The sequence below is a fragment of the Maricaulis sp. genome (assembly GCF_017643475.1).
GTDB lineage: Bacteria > Pseudomonadota > Alphaproteobacteria > Caulobacterales > Maricaulaceae > Maricaulis.
On the sequence record NZ_JAEPNI010000005.1, the window covers coordinates 48390 to 66799 of the forward strand.

The following is an 18410-nucleotide window of genomic DNA, read 5'->3' on the forward strand; positions in this document are numbered from 1 at the left end:
GTCTGTCCGGCGCGGCAGGCTCATAACGTCAGGCAGGACCGGCGAGCGGCCAGCCCTATCTGTGGATCAGTAGTGTACCGAGCGCGGATCGAGCGGCGCCTGGTTCGGCGGCGCGAACTTGGTCAGGTCAATGCCGTCGACTGCAGCTGTGTATTCGTCCAGGCTCGGAGTGCGGCCCAGGATCGCGGAGAGCACCACGACCGGAGTGGATGCCAGCAGGGACTCACCCTTCTTGTCGGCAGCATCCTCGACCACGCGCCCCTGGAAGAGGCGTGTCGACGTGGCCAGGACGGTGTCACCCTTGGCGGCCTTTTCCTGGTTACCCATGCACAGGTTACAGCCTGGACGTTCAAGGTAGAGAATATTCTCGTACTCGGTCCGCGCTGCGCTCTTGGGCGCATCATCGTCGAATTCGAAGCCGGAATACTTCTGGAGGATGGCCCAGTCGCCCTCTTCCTTCAGCTCGTCGATTATGTTGTAGGTCGGCGCGGCCACCACCAGCGGCGCATTGAACTCGACACGACCATGGTGCTTTTCGAGGTTCTTGAGCATCTGGGCGACGATCTTCATGTCACCCTTGTGCACCATGCAAGACCCCACAAAACCGAGATCCACGTGCTTTTCGGCGCCGTAATAGGAAATCGGGCGAATGGTGTCGTGGGTATAACGCTTGGAGACATCGTTATTGTTCACGTCGGGATCAGCGATCATCGGTTCGTTGATCTCGTCCAGATCCACAACAAACTCGGCGAAATAGCTGGCATCGGCATCGGGCTGCAACGCCGGGCGCTCGCCGGAACGGATCTCGGCGATACGGTCATCAGCAATCTTGACCAGGCCCGCCAGGGTCTGGGCGGCATTGTCCATGCCCTTGTCGATCATGATCTGGATGCGGCTCTTGGCGATTTCCAGGGATTCGATCAGCGTCTCGTCCTCGGAGATACAGATCGCCGCCTTGGCCTTCATCTCTGCCGTCCAGTCGGTGAAGGTGAAGGCCTGGTCGGCCAGCAAGGTGCCGATATGCACCTCGATCACCCGGCCCTGGAAGACGTTCTCACCGAACTTGCGCAACATCTGGGCCTGGGTCGCATGAACCACGTCACGGAAATCCACATGGTCCTGCAGGCTGCCCTTGAAGGTCACCTTCACCGATTGCGGGATCGGCATGGTCGCCTCACCGGTCGCCAGGGCCAGGGCCACCGTTCCCGAATCCGCACCAAAGGCGACGCCCTTGGACATGCGCGTGTGGGAATCGCCACCGATGATGACCGACCAGTCATCCACCGTGATGTCATTGAGCACCTTGTGGATGACGTCCGTCATCGCATGATATTCGCCCTTGGGATCACGCGCCGTGATCAGGCCGAACCGGTTCATGAACTCCATCAGTTTCGGGATATTGCGCTGGGCCTTGATGTCCCAGACCGAAGCCGTGTGACAGCCAGACTGGTACGCGCCGTCCACGGAGGGCGAGATCACCGTTGCCGCCATCGCCTCGAGCTCCTGCGAGGTCATCAGACCGGTGGTGTCCTGGGAGCCAACGATATTGACGCGAACGCGCACGTCAGAGCCGGCGTGAAGCGCCTTGTCACCCTCAACGCCGACAGCGTTCTTGTTGAAGATTTTCTCGACGGCTGTCAGGCCCTCATCCGGATTGGTCACTTCCTTCGGCGCTGCAAAGACGGCTGGCTTTTCAATGCCGAGGGCGCTGGCAGCGAAGCTCTGGAGTTTCTTGCCGAAAACGATCGCATAGGAACCGCCTGCGCGGATGAATTCGACTTTCTGAGGCGTCAGTGAATCGGCGATATCAGCCAGTTCCTTCTGACCGGTCTCGTCATAGAGTTTCTTGGCCTTGGTGTTGATCGTCAGCACCGTGCCATTGTCGACGGAATAGACCTGTTCCAGCTCCGGATCGCCGACGTTTCCGCCCGATTTCTTGACCCAGTTTTTCAGATCAATGCCGATACCGCCGGTCACACCAACAGTCGTAAGGAAGATCGGGGAAATCCCGTTCGTGCCACCAACAATCGGGGCGATGTTCACGAACGGCACGTAGGGACTGGCCTGTTTACCCGTCCACAGCGCGACATTATTGACGCCGGACATGCGCGAAGAGCCGACACCCATCGTGCCCTTTTCCGCGACAAGCATGACCTGCTTGTCCGGATGCTGGGCCTGCAGCGCCTCGATCTCGGCCTGCGCCTCCTTGGAAATCATGCACTTGCCGTGCAGCTCGCGGTCCGAACGGGAGTGCGCCTGATTGCCGGGCGAAAGCAGGTCGGTTGATACGTCACCTTCGGCGGTGATGTATGTGACGACCTTGATCTCTTCATCGATCTCGGGAAGCGCGGTGAAGAAATCGGCGCGTGCGTAACTTTCGAGGATGTCGCGGGCAACGGCATTGCCAGCCTCAAGGGCTGCCGCCAGGCGATCCGTGTCAGCCTCGTAGAGGAAGACCTGCGTCTTCAGCACGCTTGCCGCCTGCTGGGAGATTTCGGCGTCATCGCCGAGCGCCAGGTCAAGCAGAACCTCGACGGACGGTCCGCCTTTCATGTGAGATAATTGTTCGAAGGCAAACGCCTGGGAAATCTCGTCAATCGCGATCTCACCGGAGGCGACTGCCTTGAGAAAACGCGCTTTCTCGGCTGCGGCCGGCGTTGTGCCCGGAAGCGTATTGTAGATCAGGAAGTCCAGTGCCTGGGCCCGATGAGGACTGTCGGCATCCTTGATGTGTGCAATGATTTCGAGCGTCAGGCCCGCAGCATCAATCGGTTTTGCGCCCAGGCCCTCGCCCTTGCGCGTCTCAATTTCGGAGAGATAGTCAGAATAAGCGCTCATCGAGACCCCGTCTAAAGCGTGTTTTCCCCTGAGGGCGCACGCCATCCGGCGCAGCACGAAGGCCCAGGGTTTCGTTGATGTTGAGATAATTTAGTGCCGAACGCGTTGCAAGATAGCAAACGCGGGTGAGGTCGAGCAAACGCATCGCCTTACCGATGCTTTTCGACACCAGCCTGGTCGTAACTATAGCGCGCCAGTTCTTTGCTCGCGCGCGGTCACTTCCCCAATAATGGAGACGTGACCAGCACGGAGACCGACGCAGCAGCGGCCGCTATCTCACAGATGACCAAGCTGCGGGAACAGGCCATCTGCTCGACATGCGAAGTTTCTAGAGCTCACACGCCATGTCACTCGATGCCTCACCCGCGATCCGGATGTCATCGATCCACAGCTCCAGCCCCGGCGCACCTTCCACGACAAAGGATGCGTCCACGGATGACAAGTCAACGCCAGCGTCCGCGAAACAGGACAGCGGCAGGACAGCGCTCTGCCACCCCTTGCTCTCTGCCCAGCGGATACCGGCGGTGATGTCGAGGCGGCCCTCGCAAGCTTCTCCGCAGGACATGCCCAAATGTACGGGGCCCTCACCGCGCGCGGTAACCTGATACGAGATCTGCAGCAGGCTGTTGGCATCGAGTGTCGCGGAAGAATTCTCAACGCGTAATCCTGCCACTGCCGACCACGTGGCGCGAAGGCTGTCATCCTGCACATCGCGGTCGTCCAGCGTCACGCTAAGCGCCCCGTCTGCAGTCGCGGCGTCCGGCAAGGCCACCGCGACCCGCTCTGCACCACTGACCAGCGCGACTTCATGACCGGCAGCCGCACGACCGTTAGCCAGCAATGCCACAGACCCGGCGCCGACCAGGTCGGCCAGACCGCTCGCCTCGCTCAATACGCCAACAGCCTCACCGGGCTCGGCGTAACTCAGGCCGTAACCATATGCGAACAACGGCTCATAATTCTCATCATGGGGATTGAGCACGGTCTGATCGGCTGAACGCGGCCACGAATATGACAGGCGACCGGAAAAATCATGGCGGGGCTCGCCTGTCTCATCGGAAATCAGAACGTCGGCAATGCCGCCACCTTCCGACCCCGGCAACCAGGCCGCGACAAAGGCATCGGACGCATTGAGTTCGCGGTTCATCCATAACGGTCGACCGGAAATGAAAACGGCAACGGTCGGAATGCCTTCGACCTGGAACTGACGCAGCAATTCCAGACCCCGTTCGTCAGAGAAATTCACATAGTCCTGGTCCCCAAGGAACTCGGCATAGGGGTCCTCGCCAAACACAACGACTGCAACATCAGGCCGATCGGTATAGCTGCCATCTTCACTGACCGTGACCGTGCCACCAGCGGCAGAAACGACCTCATTAAAACCGTCATAGACCGACTGTCCGCCCGGGAAGTCGTCATTGTCATGCCCATCACCTTGCCAGTTGATGGTCCAGCCACCGGACTGCTTGCCAATATTGTCGGCGCCGTCGCCGGCGAGAAGGATATTGGCGGTCGGATCGAGCGGAAGCAGACCGGAGTCGTTCTTCAAGAGCACGAGCGACTCGCGCACGGCCTGTCGCGCCAGCGCCCGATTCGCCTCGCCACCAATGAGCTCGAAATTGCCCGCATGTGTCCGCTCTGACGGCGCCAGCCCGTCGAACATGCCGGCGCGTGCCTTGACCCGCAGGATGCGCGTGACAGCCTCATCCAGGCGCTGCATCGGAATGGTCCCGTCCTGCACCTGGGTCAGCAGGCTCTCATACAAACCCTGCCAGCTTCCTGACGCCATATACATGTCCACACCGGCGAGCAGGGCCTGGGGACAGTTCTCCGGATCACAGCCCGCAATCTGTCCATGCCCCTCCCAGTCACCGATGACAAAGCCGTCAAAACCCATGCGATCGACAAGAACATCGGTCAGCATGGCGCCATTGCCGTGCATCTTGACGCCATGCCAGGAATTGAAGGACGCCATGACGGTCTGCACACCAGCCGCAATGGCCGGCGGATATCCGGCCGCGTGAATGTCGCGCATGTCGGCTTCGCTGGCGCGGTTGTCTCCCTGGTCGATACCGCGATCGGTACCGCCATCGCCTACCCAGTGCTTGGCGGTGGCAACAATATGATCAGCACCGAGCAGGTCATCGCTGTCCGCTGCGCCTTGCAGCCCCTCGACCATGGGCCCGCTCAGATTGGCGACGATTTCCGGGCGCTCGGAATACCCTTCATAGGTCCGTCCCCAGGTGTCATTCTGCACAACCGCCAGGGTGGGCGCAAAGGTCCAGTCCTGGCCGGTGGCCCGGATTTCCAGTGCGGTTGCTTCGCCAATCCGTCGGATCAGGTCAGCATTATTGGCAGCGCCCAATCCGATATTGTGGGGAAAGAGCGTGGCGCCAACGATGTTGGAGTGGCCGTGTACCGCGTCAGTGCCCCAGATAATGGGAATGCCGACACCACCGTCTGAAGTGTCCGTAGTCGCAGCATAATAGGCGTCTGCGAGATCCAGCCACGCTTGCGGAGGCGCGAAATTATCGTCACCGGGACCGGAGTTGCCGCCATTGAGCACGGAGCCAAGGTGATATTGCGCGGCCAGCTCGGGCGTAACGGTGGAAATATCGGCCTGCAGGACCTGGCCGACCTTTTCCTCAACGCTCATACGCGAAACGAGATCAGCAACAAAAGCCTCGACGTCCGCGTCACGCGCAATTCCTGACTGTCCCTCGGGCCAGTTCGCCGGATCGACAACAAGGGAGCTGGTTCCATTTGATACCGTGATTGCGGAGGCCATGGCCGCGGCGGCATCCACCGGCGCTTCAGATGCCGGCTCGGTCGTCGTCTCCGGTGCAGGCTGGCACGCCGCCAACGAGATTGCGGCGAGCGAAACGCCCAGTGTCCACGCTGCGGGCTTCATCTTCGTATGGGTCATCCGGGTCTCCATCAGGCCGTCATTAAGAGCGTCAGTGTCCTGGGGACAGACAAATCCGCTCGCACTCAGTGTAACAAGAATGGGAATTCACGACGCGGCATTGCTGATCTTGGGTGAAAGCCAGGCCGTATCCGCTGATTGCCGGAACAATAGCCGGCACAATCCAAAAAAGGGGCAGGTCGTTAAACCTGCCCCCAATTTTCAGGGCTTGAAACCGTTCGGTTTCAACATGCCTAGAATTCGTAACGAAGGCCGAATTCAAAGCGACGGTCATTGTCGAAGACCGAGCGGGCATAAGTCTGCCCGGCAGCATCAACTTGCTGAGACGCCGTTGCTTGCGTGTCGAGCAGGTTCGCCGCCTGAACACGGAATTCGAGATTGTCCGTCACATCCCAGCGGAAGGACGCATCCAGGAAACCGATATCATCCTGCGAGATCGGGTTACCGGTGACGTAGTCACGGTAGGAGCTCACATACTCCGAACGCCAGTTATAGGCGAGACGGACTTCGAAGCGGTCATCCTGGTAGATACCAATCAGGTTGTAGGACGTGTCGGAAAGACCGAGCAGATCGTCCACACCCCAGCGATAAACTGTCAGGAAGCCCTCAACACCATCACCTTCCGTGTCACGAACAGACGGCAGAGCGGTTGCTTCGGAGTCCAGCAGCGTCAGGTTTGCCTGAACACCGAGGTTTCCGAACAGGCCCGGCCATTCGGTGAAGAATTGCTGGTAGGAGAACTCGATACCTTCAACCGTACCATCATTCAGATTGGTATTGCCGTTGAAGACGATCGGAATGGTGTAACCATCCACGGTGATCGTATCGATCGTTTCCTCACCGTAGACGATGATGTTCTTCAGATCCTTGTAGAACAGGGATGCGGAGAACAGGCCGTCGGAGCCGAAATACCATTCGTAAGAGAGATCGAAATTCGTTGCCTCGATCGGCTCCAGGTTCGGGTTTCCGCCGAACACATTCAGCTGTCCCGGAATGATGTCGGTAACTACCGACGGAGTGACCGAATCGTCAACCACGTATCCAAGCTCGGCGACTGTCGTCTGGTTGGAATTCAGCGCCGCGATATCTGCCGGCGTGATAGCCTGGCTGGCGGCGAAACGAATGATCATCTCGTCGTTCAGGTCCCAGCGCAGGTTGAAGGACGGCAGGATGTACTCGTAGCTGTCGTCGATCGAATTGGCGATGTTGGCCTGATCGAGATAAGCCGCCAGCTCCGGCAGGAAGTCACGCTCCTGCGTGGTGTTGGCCGGATCGTCCTCGGCAAACTCCGCAAACGCTGCAATGCCGCCGCCCGTGGTTTCGGTGCTGACATAGCGCAGACCGAAATTACCAGTGACCGACTGGCCGTTGGAGAATTCCTGGCCGTAGTTGAACTGGACGTAGAAATTGGTCGTTTCCTCGCGGACCGTGCCCTCGGAGCCGCGACCGACATAGTCGACAGAACCGTTCTGGCGCAGCGGCACCCAGTCGCCAACCTGAAGATTTCCGTCACCGTTCACGCCGACACCGATCAGCGTCTCTCCAGCCAGAGAATTCACAAATGCATCATAGTCCTGCATCTGCATGCGGCTCGGGAAGACAATGGACGACATGCCGGTGAAGACACCACCACCCATGAAGTCAGAGAAGTCGGCAACGTCATAGGCACCGGCATCGACGCGGTTGGCGTACGGCAGGTAACCACCTGCCCATGGCGGTGCAATCGCAGCCCAGTTCAGGCCCGCATTGCGGTTTGTCTGCTCACGCTGTGAGAAGCGAGCACCGAACTCAACGGAGTCAAACCAGCCGTCACCATCAAACTCATACTCGGCGTCCGCACGGAATGCGTAGAGATCACCGGCATTGTCCTCGAACTGGTCGGCTGCGTACAGCAGGAAGGCGTAACGCGGATCCGCCAGGTCACCCAGCACACCCGGATCGTCGCCTCGGAAGGTCCCACCCCAGTCGGCAAGACGAACGTCATCAGACAGGAAGAGGTCGATTTCCGGATTTTCGGTGTCGGAGAAATCGAAACGGTAATCAGCGAAGTGGTTACCACCCGCCCAGAGGCGATTCATGGACGCTTCGGCATCCGTGTAGTGACCGTCCAGTTCGATGTACAGGCGATCATTCACGCGCCATTTGAAGTTCGCGCTGATGTCCTGCGTCATCGATTCATTGGTCTGAGCGATTGCCAACGACTGCAACGGCGTTTGCAGATTGCCGGTCTGACCCAGCCAGTCACGCAGGTTGTTGGAAACCACACCGGATTCCATCAGCCCTCCGTCGACACCAATGAGGTTTTCACAGATACCGAGGCCACCGTTCGCCGCTTCACCAGCACCGTTACAACGCGGAATGCCCGCAGAGGTGAACGGCACGATGCTGCGCGAGTCAGGGCCTTCAAGGATAGACCAGGCTGCCCAGGACTCAGCGTCGGTGAAGAACTCGATCGTACGCTCGTCGGTACGGGTAAAGTTTTCGACGCGCGTCGCCTTCAGCGTCAGTTCCATGTCGCCATCGTTCGAGCGCCACTGGCCTGCGACGTAGAAGCTGTCACGTTCACGACCGATTTCCGCATCACGCGCCTGCCAGCCGCCCGGCAGTGCCATGGTCGTACCCGGAGCATCCGGATTCGGAACCGCCAGAAGCGGGCCGTACTGGAAACCGTTAATCGAGGACTCGAGGTCAGACGTCGAGAAAGAGCCCATCAGGCCGAATTCGCCTGCGTCATTCTCCCAGCGGTCACCGAGGATGACGCTGAAGCCCGGGCTCCATTCCTCTGCCTGGTCGGTGTAGATGGTGTCAGCTACAACAACCGCGACACGACCATCGCGATCGAACGGCTCGAGCGTGCGCAGATTAACGGTACCGGCGATACCGCCCTCGATCATGCTGGCTGTCTGGTTTTTGTAAACGTCAACACCGCCGATGAGTTCCGGCGGGATGCTGGCCCATTCCAGAGCACGACCACCGTTCGCGGAGAATGCGTCACGGCCGTTGAACTCCGAACGTACGTACTGGAGACCACGAACAATGTTGCCCGAGCCTTCCGGGGACGGGAAGTCGCCGTCGCTGCCGCCAAGCTCGAAACGCTGGGTCACAACGCCCGGCACACGCGCCAGGGCTTCGGCAACGGATAGATCCGGCAGCTGCGAGACATCGGTCGCGGTAATGGAGTCGACGAAAGTGTCGGCTTCCCGCTTGATGTTTCGCGCGTTCAGAAGGGCGCCGCGCACACCTTCGACCACGATTACTTCGGTCGGACCGCTCTCGTCTGCATCTTCCGCTTCCTGGGCGAATGCAGGCTGAGCACCCAGCGCCGCCACGAGTGCTGACGTTCCCAGCAAAGCGTAGCGAGTAGACCGCCACCGGTCTGGATTGTTCATTTTGCTCACAATGGTCTCCCCTAGACGCACATCATTTATGTTTCCCCGAGCCATATTTCGGCATCGTCTGGATGATAACGTTATCATGACAATTGGGACAATGATAGCGTTATCAGAAGTGCTTTCCTTTTTTCGGGGCGCACTCCATATTCAAACGGTAGTTTTGTTACGTAAAAGGACCAGTCGTGGGCTCGTTTTCCCGAATTTGCATTGTGGGCGGAGGTACAGCCGGCTGGATGACCGCGGCCGCACTATCAAACAAATTCAAGGCCTTAGGATTTGATCTCACTTTGATTGAATCAGATCAGATCGGAACTGTCGGTGTAGGTGAGGCAACTTTGCCACATATCCGATATTTCAATCAGGCGCTTGGAATTGACGAGCCGGAATTCATGAAATTGACCGAGGCCACCTTCAAGCTCGGCATCGAATTCCGTAACTGGGGGAAGGTCGGGGACCACTATATTCACCCCTTCGGCGACTATGGTTTGCCCGCTGACGATCTGGACTTCCATCAGCTCTGGCTCAAACAGCACCAGAACGGTGGAGCAGGACGCTTGAGCGACTACTCCTATCCCATTATCGCTGCCGAACAGGGCCGCTTCAGACTGCCGGGTGAGAACCCGAACGAGATCGGCTCCAACTTTGGCTATGCCTATCAGTTCGACGCCGGCCTCTACGCGAAATTTCTGCGACGCTACAGCGAGCATCGCGGTGTAAAGCGGATCGAAGGTCGGATCGTCGACACCACACTGGACGCCGAGACAGGCGATATTGAGTGCGTTAAACTCGATGATGGCCAGACCGTCGATGCAGACCTGTTCATCGACTGCTCCGGGTTCAGAGGCCTGCTGATCGAGAAAACCCTCAAAACCGGGTATGATGACTGGAGCGAATGGCTACCCTGCAACCGTGCTGTCGCTGTTCCCTGCGAATCCCGCGGCCCCCTGTTGCCCTACACCCGGGCCACGGCGCGCACCGCGGGATGGCAGTGGCGAATTCCGCTGCAGCACAGGACCGGCAATGGTCACGTCTACTGGAGCGACCACATCTCGGATGACGAGGCAACCCATCAATTGATGAGCTCTCTTGAAGGGCCGGCGCTGGCCGAGCCCAAACAGCTCTTCTTCAAGACCGGGCGACGAAAGAAATTCTGGAATCGCAATGTCGTCAGCATCGGCCTGTCTGCAGGCTTCCTGGAACCACTGGAGTCCACGTCCATTCATCTGATCCAGGAGGGCATCACGACGCTCATCGAACTGTTTCCTCACCGCAGCATCAACACGCTCGATGTGGAAGAATACAATGAAAGAATGGGATTGAACTTTGAACGGGTCAGAGATTTCCTTCTGCTCCACTATGTCGCGACACAACGCGAGGACAGCTCGATGTGGCGCCACTTCCGGGATCTGAAACTGCCAGATAGTCTGCAGGAGAAAATCGATGCGTGGATGCACCGCGGCTACGTGATCAAGTATGAATTCGGGGTTTTCCTGCCACCCAGCTGGGTAGCGGTGATGCTCGGACAAAACTTGCAGCCCCGCGGGCATGACCCGCGAATTGATCGATTTGACATGCGCGAACTCCGGCAGAAACTTGATACCATCCGTGATGAAACAGCGCTTCAGGCATCCCGGACCCCGATGCAGGCCGATTTCCTAAAACAACACGGCGGCGCGTCCAGCACGCCGCTCGCCACCGCAACCCAGACCTAGCCGGAAGACACAGTGAATTCTCCATCACCTGCAGTCAAAACTATCGTGGTTTGTGGCGGCGGCCTCGCCGGCCATATGGCAACATTGAGCCTCGTGAATGCGCTGGGCAGTGACCATCACATCGCACAGGTCAATGCCTCTGCCACACCTCCCGCAGACGATATTTACGGGGGCGCGACATCACCGGAGAGCTATAACTTCCTGCGCGGTCTGGGCCTCGACGAACCGTTGCTGATGCTCGAAGGGCGCGCCTCATTTTCGCTCGGAACGCATTTCCGGCGCTGGCGTCCCGGCCAAACCTGGCATCAATGCCACCACGCCCCCTTTCCCACGATTGACGGCACCCCCCTGATTCATCATCTAACCCGAAGCAGGACCCCGCTTTCCGAGGTGCTGATCTCGGCTCAGGCGGCACTGGCCGGGCGCTTTGCCCACCCGCCTGCGGATCCGGCCACCCCCCTCGCTCTGGCTGAGTATGGCTATCAGTTCGATCCACTTGATTGGGTCAGGCTTCTTGATGCCAGGATCGAAACGACCCGCGTCGAACGCCTCAAGGCCGAGACAATCACGGTTCAGTCCCAGGTAGCCGGGCGCACAGTTCTGGCCCTGGACGACGACATCGCCCTTGAGGCAGATCTGATCATTGATGCAACCGGACCGGCGCGCACAGTGATCTCTCAGACCGGATCGCATTTCATCGCGGACCGGACGGTCAATGCCCGCATCTCACGCCAGGCCGCGACGCAAACAGGTCAGCCCGGTCGCGTCATCGAAGCCAGCGAGGAAGGCTGGACACTGAAGGTGTTCCCGCAGGAAACCGAACTCAGTCTGGCCATCACCTCGCCCGCAGAGCCAAATGAAACCTTGAAGGGATTTGACGTGGAACTCGGCCGGGTCAGCGAGGCATGGCAAGGTAACTGTATCGCCATTGGCCACGCCGCCTGGACCATCGAACCGCTCTCTCCGGCACCGATGATGCTGCTGCAGCGCGATATCGAACGGCTGCTCGAACTGATCCCGACCACAGCGGAAGCCAACACCGAACGGCGTGAATACAATCGGCGCTTTCGAGACGATGTCGACCACGCCGGCCTGTTCCACGAGGCGCTGCTCCGACAGGAAGGCGCGATGAACAGCGCATACTGGAAATCTGCAGCAGGCGGTGAGCCCAGTGAAAAGCTGGCGCGAAAACTGCGGCAGTACGGTCATCGCGGCATCGTGCCCCGATATGACCTTGAACCTTTCAATAACGAAGACTGGATCATCCTGCTCGAGGGTCTGGGCAAGACACCTCAAGATTATGACAGGCAGGCAGACAGGCTGCCCGAAGCGGAGACACAAAACCAGTTGAGACAGATGAAAGCGACGATCGACAATCTGATCCCGCGCATGCCTCCGCACCACATCTATGTGGCTAAGCTGAAGCAATACCTCGAGAAAAAGCGCCATGTCTGAGACGAATAGCCAATCTCCGAAGCGCATCATCATTGTCGGCGGTGGATCCGCGGGCTGGATGACGGCGGCAGCCCTTTCCAGTGTATTGCCGGAGAACGCAGCCCGGATCTGCCTGGTCGAATCCGAACAAATCGGAACCATCGGAGTCGGCGAAGCAACAATACCCGACATCATCAACTTCAATGCCATGCTGGGCATCCCCGAGGCGGAGTTTCTGAAGGCGACAAACGGGACGTTCAAACTGGGCATCCAGTTTGTGAATTGGGGCAGGCAAGGCGAAAGCTACATGCACCCATTTGGCCAACATGGCGTCGATATGAACGGCATCGACTTCCATCAGTACTGGCTGAAGTACCGACAGGATCATCCTGACAGCTCGATCGAGGATTTCAGCCTCAGCGCCATTGCCGCTCAAGGCGGCAAGTTTGCAATGCCGGACCCGAATCCGCGCTCAGTGCTCTCACAGCTCAGATACGCGTATCATTTCGACGCGACCGCCTACGCCAGATATCTCCGCGGGTTTGCGGAACAGCGCGGAGTTCGGCGCATTGAGGGCAAGGTCACCCATATCGGCCAACACCCCGAGACAGGCTTCATCACCCATATCGATCTTGAAAGCGGCGAATCCCTCGACGGCGACCTGTTTTTCGATTGCACCGGCTTCCGGGGAATGCTCATCAGCCAGACGCTTGGCGTTTCCTTCCAGGACTGGTCTCACTGGCTCCCCTGCGATACCGCCCAAGCCATCGCGTGCGAACGAACGGGCGAAATTCTCCCCTACACCATCTCCACCGCCAAGCAGGCTGGGTGGCAATGGCGAATTCCCACACAGCACCGAACCGGCAACGGCCATATCTACTCCAGCAAGCTGCTGAGCGATGACGAGGCGATCGACAGCCTGCTGCAAGATCTCGATGGTCCGGCACTCGGCTCTCCGCGCAAGATCCGCTTTCAAACGGGTCACCGGACCAAGCTCTGGGAAAAGAACTGTGTTGCTATCGGACTGTCCGGCGGTTTTCTGGAACCTCTGGAATCGACATCGCTCTTCCTGATCCAGGAAGGCATCAGCAAGTTTATTTCGCTCTATCCAACAGCGGCTATGCCAGCGGTCGTGAGCGATGAATACAACCGTCAGCTGGTGAAAAAATTCGAACAGGTGCGCGACTTCATCATCCTTCACTACAAGGCCACTGAACGGGATGACAGCGAGTTCTGGAACTATACACGGACGATGGACATTCCGGATTCATTGAGTGCGCGGATGGAGCTGTTCCAGGAAGCGGGACGGATCTTCCGCTACGAAGACGAGCTCTTTGCCAAACCAAACTGGATCGCGGTACTTTTGGGTCAGAATATCGCTCCAAAATCAGTTGATCCGATTATAGGTGCTGTAGGCGCAGCAGATATTACGCGCAGTCTGCAGTCCATGCGCTCGGCAATGCAGGGCGCTGTCGCCAAGATGCAGACACACCGCGCATTTCTGGAACATTATGCGTGGTCCGGTGAGACCGTGTAGGGAGTGGGGAAAAACATGCAAGACATGAACATCAAACAGATCGTCATCGTCGGAGGCGGAACTGCCGGATGGATGGCTGCGGCGGCACTCTCGATCCTGTTACGGGACCCCAGCGTCAAGATCCGCCTCGTCGAGTCCGAGGAAATCGGAACGGTTGGCGTCGGTGAGGCGACCATCCCGCACATCCGCTACTTCAACACGCTGGTGGGCCTGAAGGAAAAGGACTATCTGAACCGCACGAATGCGACCTTCAAACTGGGTATCGAGTTCGTGAACTGGGGGCAGGTCGGCGATCGTTACTTCCACCCTTTCAGCCCGTACGGGGTGAATATGGATGGCATTCATTTTCACCATTTCTGGCTGCGGCATATCCAGAAGCCAGGCGCTCAGCCCATCGACGACTACAACCTTCAGGTCCTCGCCTCGAAGCTGAACAAGTTCTCCCACCCCAACCCGAACATCAAGGGCTCACCGCTCGCCAGCATTGACTATGCCTACCAGTTCGACGCCAGTCTGTACGGCAAATACATGCGGGAGGTCGCCGAGTCGCGCGGCGTGGAACGTATCGAGGGCAAGGTTGTCGACGTCGTCCAGAACAGTGAGACCGGCCATGTCGAGAGCCTGAAGCTGGAATCCGGAACGGAAGTCGCCGGCGAACTCTTTATCGACTGTACAGGCTTCCGCGGCCTGTTGATCGAGCAAACGCTCCAGTCAGGATATGATGACTGGTCGAACTACCTGCCCGTTGACCGCGCTGTCGCTCAGACCTGCGAGCTCGCTGGTCCGCTGACACCCTATACCCGCGCCACGGCGCACGAGGCCGGCTGGCAGTGGCGAATTCCGCTGCAAAACCGGCTCGGCAACGGACACGTCTATTGCAGCGAGTATATCAGCGATGATGAAGCCTGCGCCAAGCTACAGGAGGGCCTGGATGGCAAGCCGCTCTCTGACCCGCGCTTCCTGCGCTTCAAGACAGGCATTCGCAAGAAACCTTGGAACAAGAATGTCGTCTCCCTCGGCCTGGCCAGCGGCTTCCTGGAACCACTCGAATCGACTTCCATTCACCTGGTCCAGACTGCCATCGCGCGCCTGTTGACCAATTTCCCGGACAAGCATTTCAATGAGCGCGACATCGAATACTACAACCAGCGCACGCTGGCCGAATTCGAACAGGTTCGAGACTTCCTGATCCTTCACTATTGTGCCACCCAGCGGACGGACAGCCCGTTCTGGAACTACGTGCGCACAATGGAAATCCCGGAGACGCTGCGCCAACGCATCGACATCTATCTGGAGAATGGCCGCCTCTATCGCCACGACAATGAACTGTTCGGCGAACACAGCTGGTTTGCAGTCTTCGAGGGCCAGAATCTGCGTCCGAAACGCTATCACCCGGTCATCAACGCTCTACCCGACGACATGCTGGAAAAACGCATGGCAGAAGTGCGTCGCGCCATGCACAAATGCCTCGAGCAATTCGATGACCACGAAGTCTATCTGAATAGGGCAAGACAGTCGGCCTGACCCGGCCCTACCTCTGTCAGCCCTTGCCGGCCGGAGGCGCCGCCGACTCTCGGATCACCAGATCGTAAGGCAATCTGAGCTTTTCCGGCGGGGCGGCGTTCTTCGCTTCCGGGCCACGGACGCCCCGTTCGAGCGTCTCGATGGCGGCATTCGCCATCTCCCGGATGGGCTGGCGGATTGTCGTCAGAGGCGGCCAGATTGCAGATGCAGTCGCCGTGTCATCGAAACCGACGACCGAGAGATCTTCCGGCACACGCAGACCGGACTGATGGATGCAGGTGATTGCACCGGCAGCCATATCGTCGTTGCTGGCGAAAATCGCTGTCGGGCGTCGCTCCCGATCCACAAGCTTTTTCGCCGCGTGCATGCCGGAAACATAGGTAAAATCACCTTCCCCGATCAGCTCAGGGTCCAGCGCCATCCCCCTCGCCTCGAGCGCCTGCTGGTACCCAATCAGACGCAACTCACTGGCGCGGTGGTCCGGCGGGCCCTTGATCAGCGCCACGCGTTCATGCCCCAGCCCCAGCAAATAATCGGTCATTTCACGCGCAGCGTCGGTGTCATTCATGCCAACGCTGGCGCCCGCATAGCTGTTCAGCCGTGGGCTGACGCAGACATAGGAGATGCCTGTCCGCTCAAGCACGTCGATCAATTGGGGATCGTCAGATAGTGGCGGAACGACGATCAGAGCCTGAATGCTGGTATCCAGGAAACGTCGCTCGATCAGCTCCAGGTCGACCATGTTGCGATCGAGGAAGGGTTCTTCGACAATCAGATTATGCCCAAGGCGTCGGCACGTACTCAGCGCCCCGAGCAGAAACTCGCTGAGATAGCCATAACTTGGATTTCGATAAATCAGTCCGATGAACAAGCCGGATCGGCCGGCGAGGTTACGCGCCATCAGATTGGGACGGTAATTCAGGGCTCGCATGGCGTCCTGCACGCGGCGACGCGTGCTTTCTTTCACGAAGTCATGATTGTTCAGAACGCGTGACACCGTCATGGGAGAAACGGCTGCGAACTCAGCGACATCCTTGATGGTTGTAGTCTGCTTCTTGTTCATTCGACTCCCGCCGTCATAACCACTTCTGTAACAGGCGATTGGTCAGCGCCTGAGCACGATCAACTCAATCAAAAACCCTGCTTTTTATGAGAAGAACTCCCCTTCTAGTTCTCCCTGGACACACGCTCAAGGACTTATGCGGAGCCAGCCTGCCCCCGGTCGTGCCGGGGACAGGCCCGCATTGTTCCGGCGTTACCAGAACCAGACGTAGATACCGATCAGCGTCGCGATTATCGCCAGGCTGGCCATGTTGAAGACCGGATCGGTCGCGAACTTGATACCAGACACGTCCACCGCCCGTGCATCTACCGGTTTACCCGTGACGATGGAGACGAGCATGCCAATCATCAGACACGCTAGGAACACGATCCAGATCCGCACCACGAACGGCAGGTCCAGCGCCTCAAGTCCAACAAGACCCAGAAGTCCCTGTCCGGCGCCACCAAGCGCGGCCGGGTTGGCCATCAGCCAGAACATGAAGGACAGCACCACCGAGCTGATGAGCAGTGCGAACGCTCCCGTCGTGTTGGTCCGCTTCCAGAAGAAGCCCAGGATGAAGACCGCCACCACGCCAGGCGCCACAAATCCGGTGTATTCCTGGATGGTCTGGAAAGCGCTCTCCATACCACCGAGGAATGGCTGCGCCAGAACCAGCGCGATCAGCATTGCGGAGAAAGCCGTAACTCGGCCAACCGTCACATAATGCTGTTCCGACTTCTTCGGACGGAATGAGCGGTAGAGATCCATGGTGAAGATCGTCGAGATGGAGTTCATCATGGATGCCAGCGAAGAGACAATGGCAGCAATCAGAGCTGCAAAGACAAGCCCACGAAGCCCTGTCGGGACTAGCGTCATGAGGACGCCATAGGTGCTGTCCGGGCGCGCATCAAGCGCAGCCTGGTCAAGCATTCCATTCTGCGCCAGGTGCAGGGCAGCGATGCCGGGCACGACCACGATCACCGGGATGAGAAGCTTGAGGCTGGCCGCAAAGGCCAGACCCTTGCGAGCTTCCGCGAGGCTTTTCGAACCCAGCGCCCGCTGGATGATGTACTGATTGAAACCCCAATAGGAGAAGTGCAGTACCCACAGGCCACCGAGCAGCGTCCAGATGCCGGGCAGATCGCCATAGTTGGGATGCTCCGGACTCAGGATCATGTTGAAGTGACCAGGAATACCACTGAGCAGTGTATTGAAGCCGGCAAGCGCACCAGCGCCATCACCAACAAGCCCCAGCGCAATCCAGGTGATGAGAACTCCACCAACAATCAGCACAACGACCTGGATAATATCGGTGAAGGCTACGGCCTTGAGCCCGCCATAAAGCGAGTAGACCACTGCAAACAGGGCCAGAAGCACCATGCCCGGCAAGACCGCCAGTCCGGTCACCGCATTGATCGCGAGGCCGCCCAGCCATAGAACACTGGTCAGATTGACGGCTGTGTAGAGCGCAATCCAGAACACCGCCATGGTCGACTTGACGCCACCGCCAAACCGCTGATCGAGAAATTGCGGCATCGTATAGATGTTGCGGTCGAGGAAGATCGGCAGGAAATACTTGGCGACAACCAACAGCACAATAGCGGCCTGCCACTCATAGGCGGCAATGGCCAAACCGACGACATACCCCTGTCCGGACTGGCCGATGATCTGTTCTGCCGAGATGTTTGCAGCAATCAGAGAGGCTCCAACCGCCCACCACGGAAGTGTCTTGCCCGCAAGAAAGTAATCCGTTGAGTCCTTGGTGTGGCCAGCTTTCTCGCGGCTTACCAGTGTCGCGATCGCGATCAGTCCGAAGGCATAGCCAAAGACAATCACGAGATCGATCATTGAAAGTGTCATTTAATCTCCCCCGGGCGCGACGGTCTGAATTGTTTCGCCGGGCGTTCATTTGAACGCAAAAAACCGGTCGCATTGCCGCTTCCCAGCACAATTGTTAACGCAACCAATTCTTCCGCGCAATGCGTGCCATCCCGCCAATTTGTCG

At 58.5% G+C, this 18410-nt stretch carries 9 protein-coding genes; 4 read left to right on the forward strand and 5 right to left on the reverse strand.

What is annotated here, in order from left to right; all coding sequences use genetic code 11:
- Positions 1 to 66: 66 nt before the first annotated feature.
- The 3 genes from JJ889_RS15220 to JJ889_RS15230 form a co-directional block, all read right to left on the reverse strand.
- Positions 67 to 2838, reverse strand: coding sequence for a bifunctional aconitate hydratase 2/2-methylisocitrate dehydratase (locus JJ889_RS15220; RefSeq protein ID WP_291896581.1), 2772 nt, complete (start codon positions 2836 to 2838; stop codon positions 67 to 69).
- Between the two features lie 328 nt (positions 2839 to 3166).
- On the reverse strand, positions 3167 to 5764 hold the full coding sequence (locus JJ889_RS15225) for a glycoside hydrolase family 3 protein (RefSeq protein WP_291896583.1): 2598 nt from the start codon (positions 5762 to 5764) through the stop codon (positions 3167 to 3169).
- Positions 5765 to 5997: 233 nt separating this feature from the next.
- Positions 5998 to 9153, reverse strand: coding sequence for a TonB-dependent receptor (locus tag JJ889_RS15230; RefSeq protein ID WP_291896722.1), 3156 nt, complete (start codon positions 9151 to 9153; stop codon positions 5998 to 6000).
- A 212-nt stretch (positions 9154 to 9365) separates the two neighbouring features.
- Here JJ889_RS15230 and JJ889_RS15235 point away from each other — a divergent pair, with 212 nt between their 5' ends.
- From JJ889_RS15235 to JJ889_RS15250, 4 genes are read left to right on the forward strand one after another with little or no spacing between them, the layout of a single operon-like run.
- Complete coding sequence (locus JJ889_RS15235; RefSeq protein WP_291896726.1) at positions 9366 to 10868, forward strand: tryptophan halogenase family protein; 1503 nt, start codon at positions 9366 to 9368, stop codon at positions 10866 to 10868.
- 45 nt (positions 10869 to 10913) lie between these two features.
- Entirely contained in the window at positions 10914 to 12323 is a 1410-nt protein-coding gene (locus JJ889_RS15240) for a tryptophan 7-halogenase (RefSeq protein WP_291896729.1), read from the forward strand.
- Positions 12316 to 13839 (forward strand): tryptophan halogenase family protein, encoded by a 1524-nt coding sequence (locus tag JJ889_RS15245; RefSeq protein ID WP_291896584.1) that lies wholly within the window; start codon positions 12316 to 12318, stop codon positions 13837 to 13839. Before JJ889_RS15240 ends, JJ889_RS15245 begins: the two co-directional genes overlap by 8 nt.
- A 15-nt stretch (positions 13840 to 13854) precedes the next feature.
- A complete protein-coding gene (locus JJ889_RS15250; protein ID WP_291896586.1) occupies positions 13855 to 15363 on the forward strand; it encodes a tryptophan halogenase family protein in 1509 nt (502 codons plus the stop codon).
- 16 nt (positions 15364 to 15379) lie between these two features.
- On the opposite strand, the gene JJ889_RS15255 is transcribed toward JJ889_RS15250, so the two are convergent.
- Together JJ889_RS15255 and JJ889_RS15260 are read right to left on the reverse strand one after the other, a co-directional pair.
- Positions 15380 to 16426 (reverse strand): LacI family DNA-binding transcriptional regulator, encoded by a 1047-nt coding sequence (locus JJ889_RS15255; RefSeq protein ID WP_291896588.1) that lies wholly within the window; start codon positions 16424 to 16426, stop codon positions 15380 to 15382.
- A 192-nt stretch (positions 16427 to 16618) separates the two neighbouring features.
- Positions 16619 to 18265: a sodium/sugar symporter gene (locus JJ889_RS15260; protein WP_291896589.1), complete on the reverse strand. Its 1647-nt coding sequence runs from the start codon at positions 18263 to 18265 to the stop codon at positions 16619 to 16621.
- Positions 18266 to 18410 lie beyond the last annotated feature (145 nt).

Excerpts from the sequence above, each read along its gene's own strand:
- JJ889_RS15245 (WP_291896584.1), top strand. The coding sequence starts at position 12,316 with ATGTCTGAGACGAATAGCCAATCTCCGAAGCGCATCATCATTGTCGGC.
- JJ889_RS15260 (WP_291896589.1), bottom strand. The coding sequence starts at position 18,265 with ATGACACTTTCAATGATCGATCTCGTGATTGTCTTTGGCTATGCCTTC.
- JJ889_RS15225 (WP_291896583.1), bottom strand. The coding sequence starts at position 5,764 with ATGACCCATACGAAGATGAAGCCCGCAGCGTGGACACTGGGCGTTTCG.
- JJ889_RS15255 (WP_291896588.1), bottom strand. The coding sequence starts at position 16,426 with ATGAACAAGAAGCAGACTACAACCATCAAGGATGTCGCTGAGTTCGCA.
- JJ889_RS15230 (WP_291896722.1), bottom strand. The coding sequence starts at position 9,153 with ATGAACAATCCAGACCGGTGGCGGTCTACTCGCTACGCTTTGCTGGGA.
- JJ889_RS15250 (WP_291896586.1), top strand. The coding sequence starts at position 13,855 with ATGCAAGACATGAACATCAAACAGATCGTCATCGTCGGAGGCGGAACT.
- JJ889_RS15220 (WP_291896581.1), bottom strand. The coding sequence starts at position 2,838 with ATGAGCGCTTATTCTGACTATCTCTCCGAAATTGAGACGCGCAAGGGC.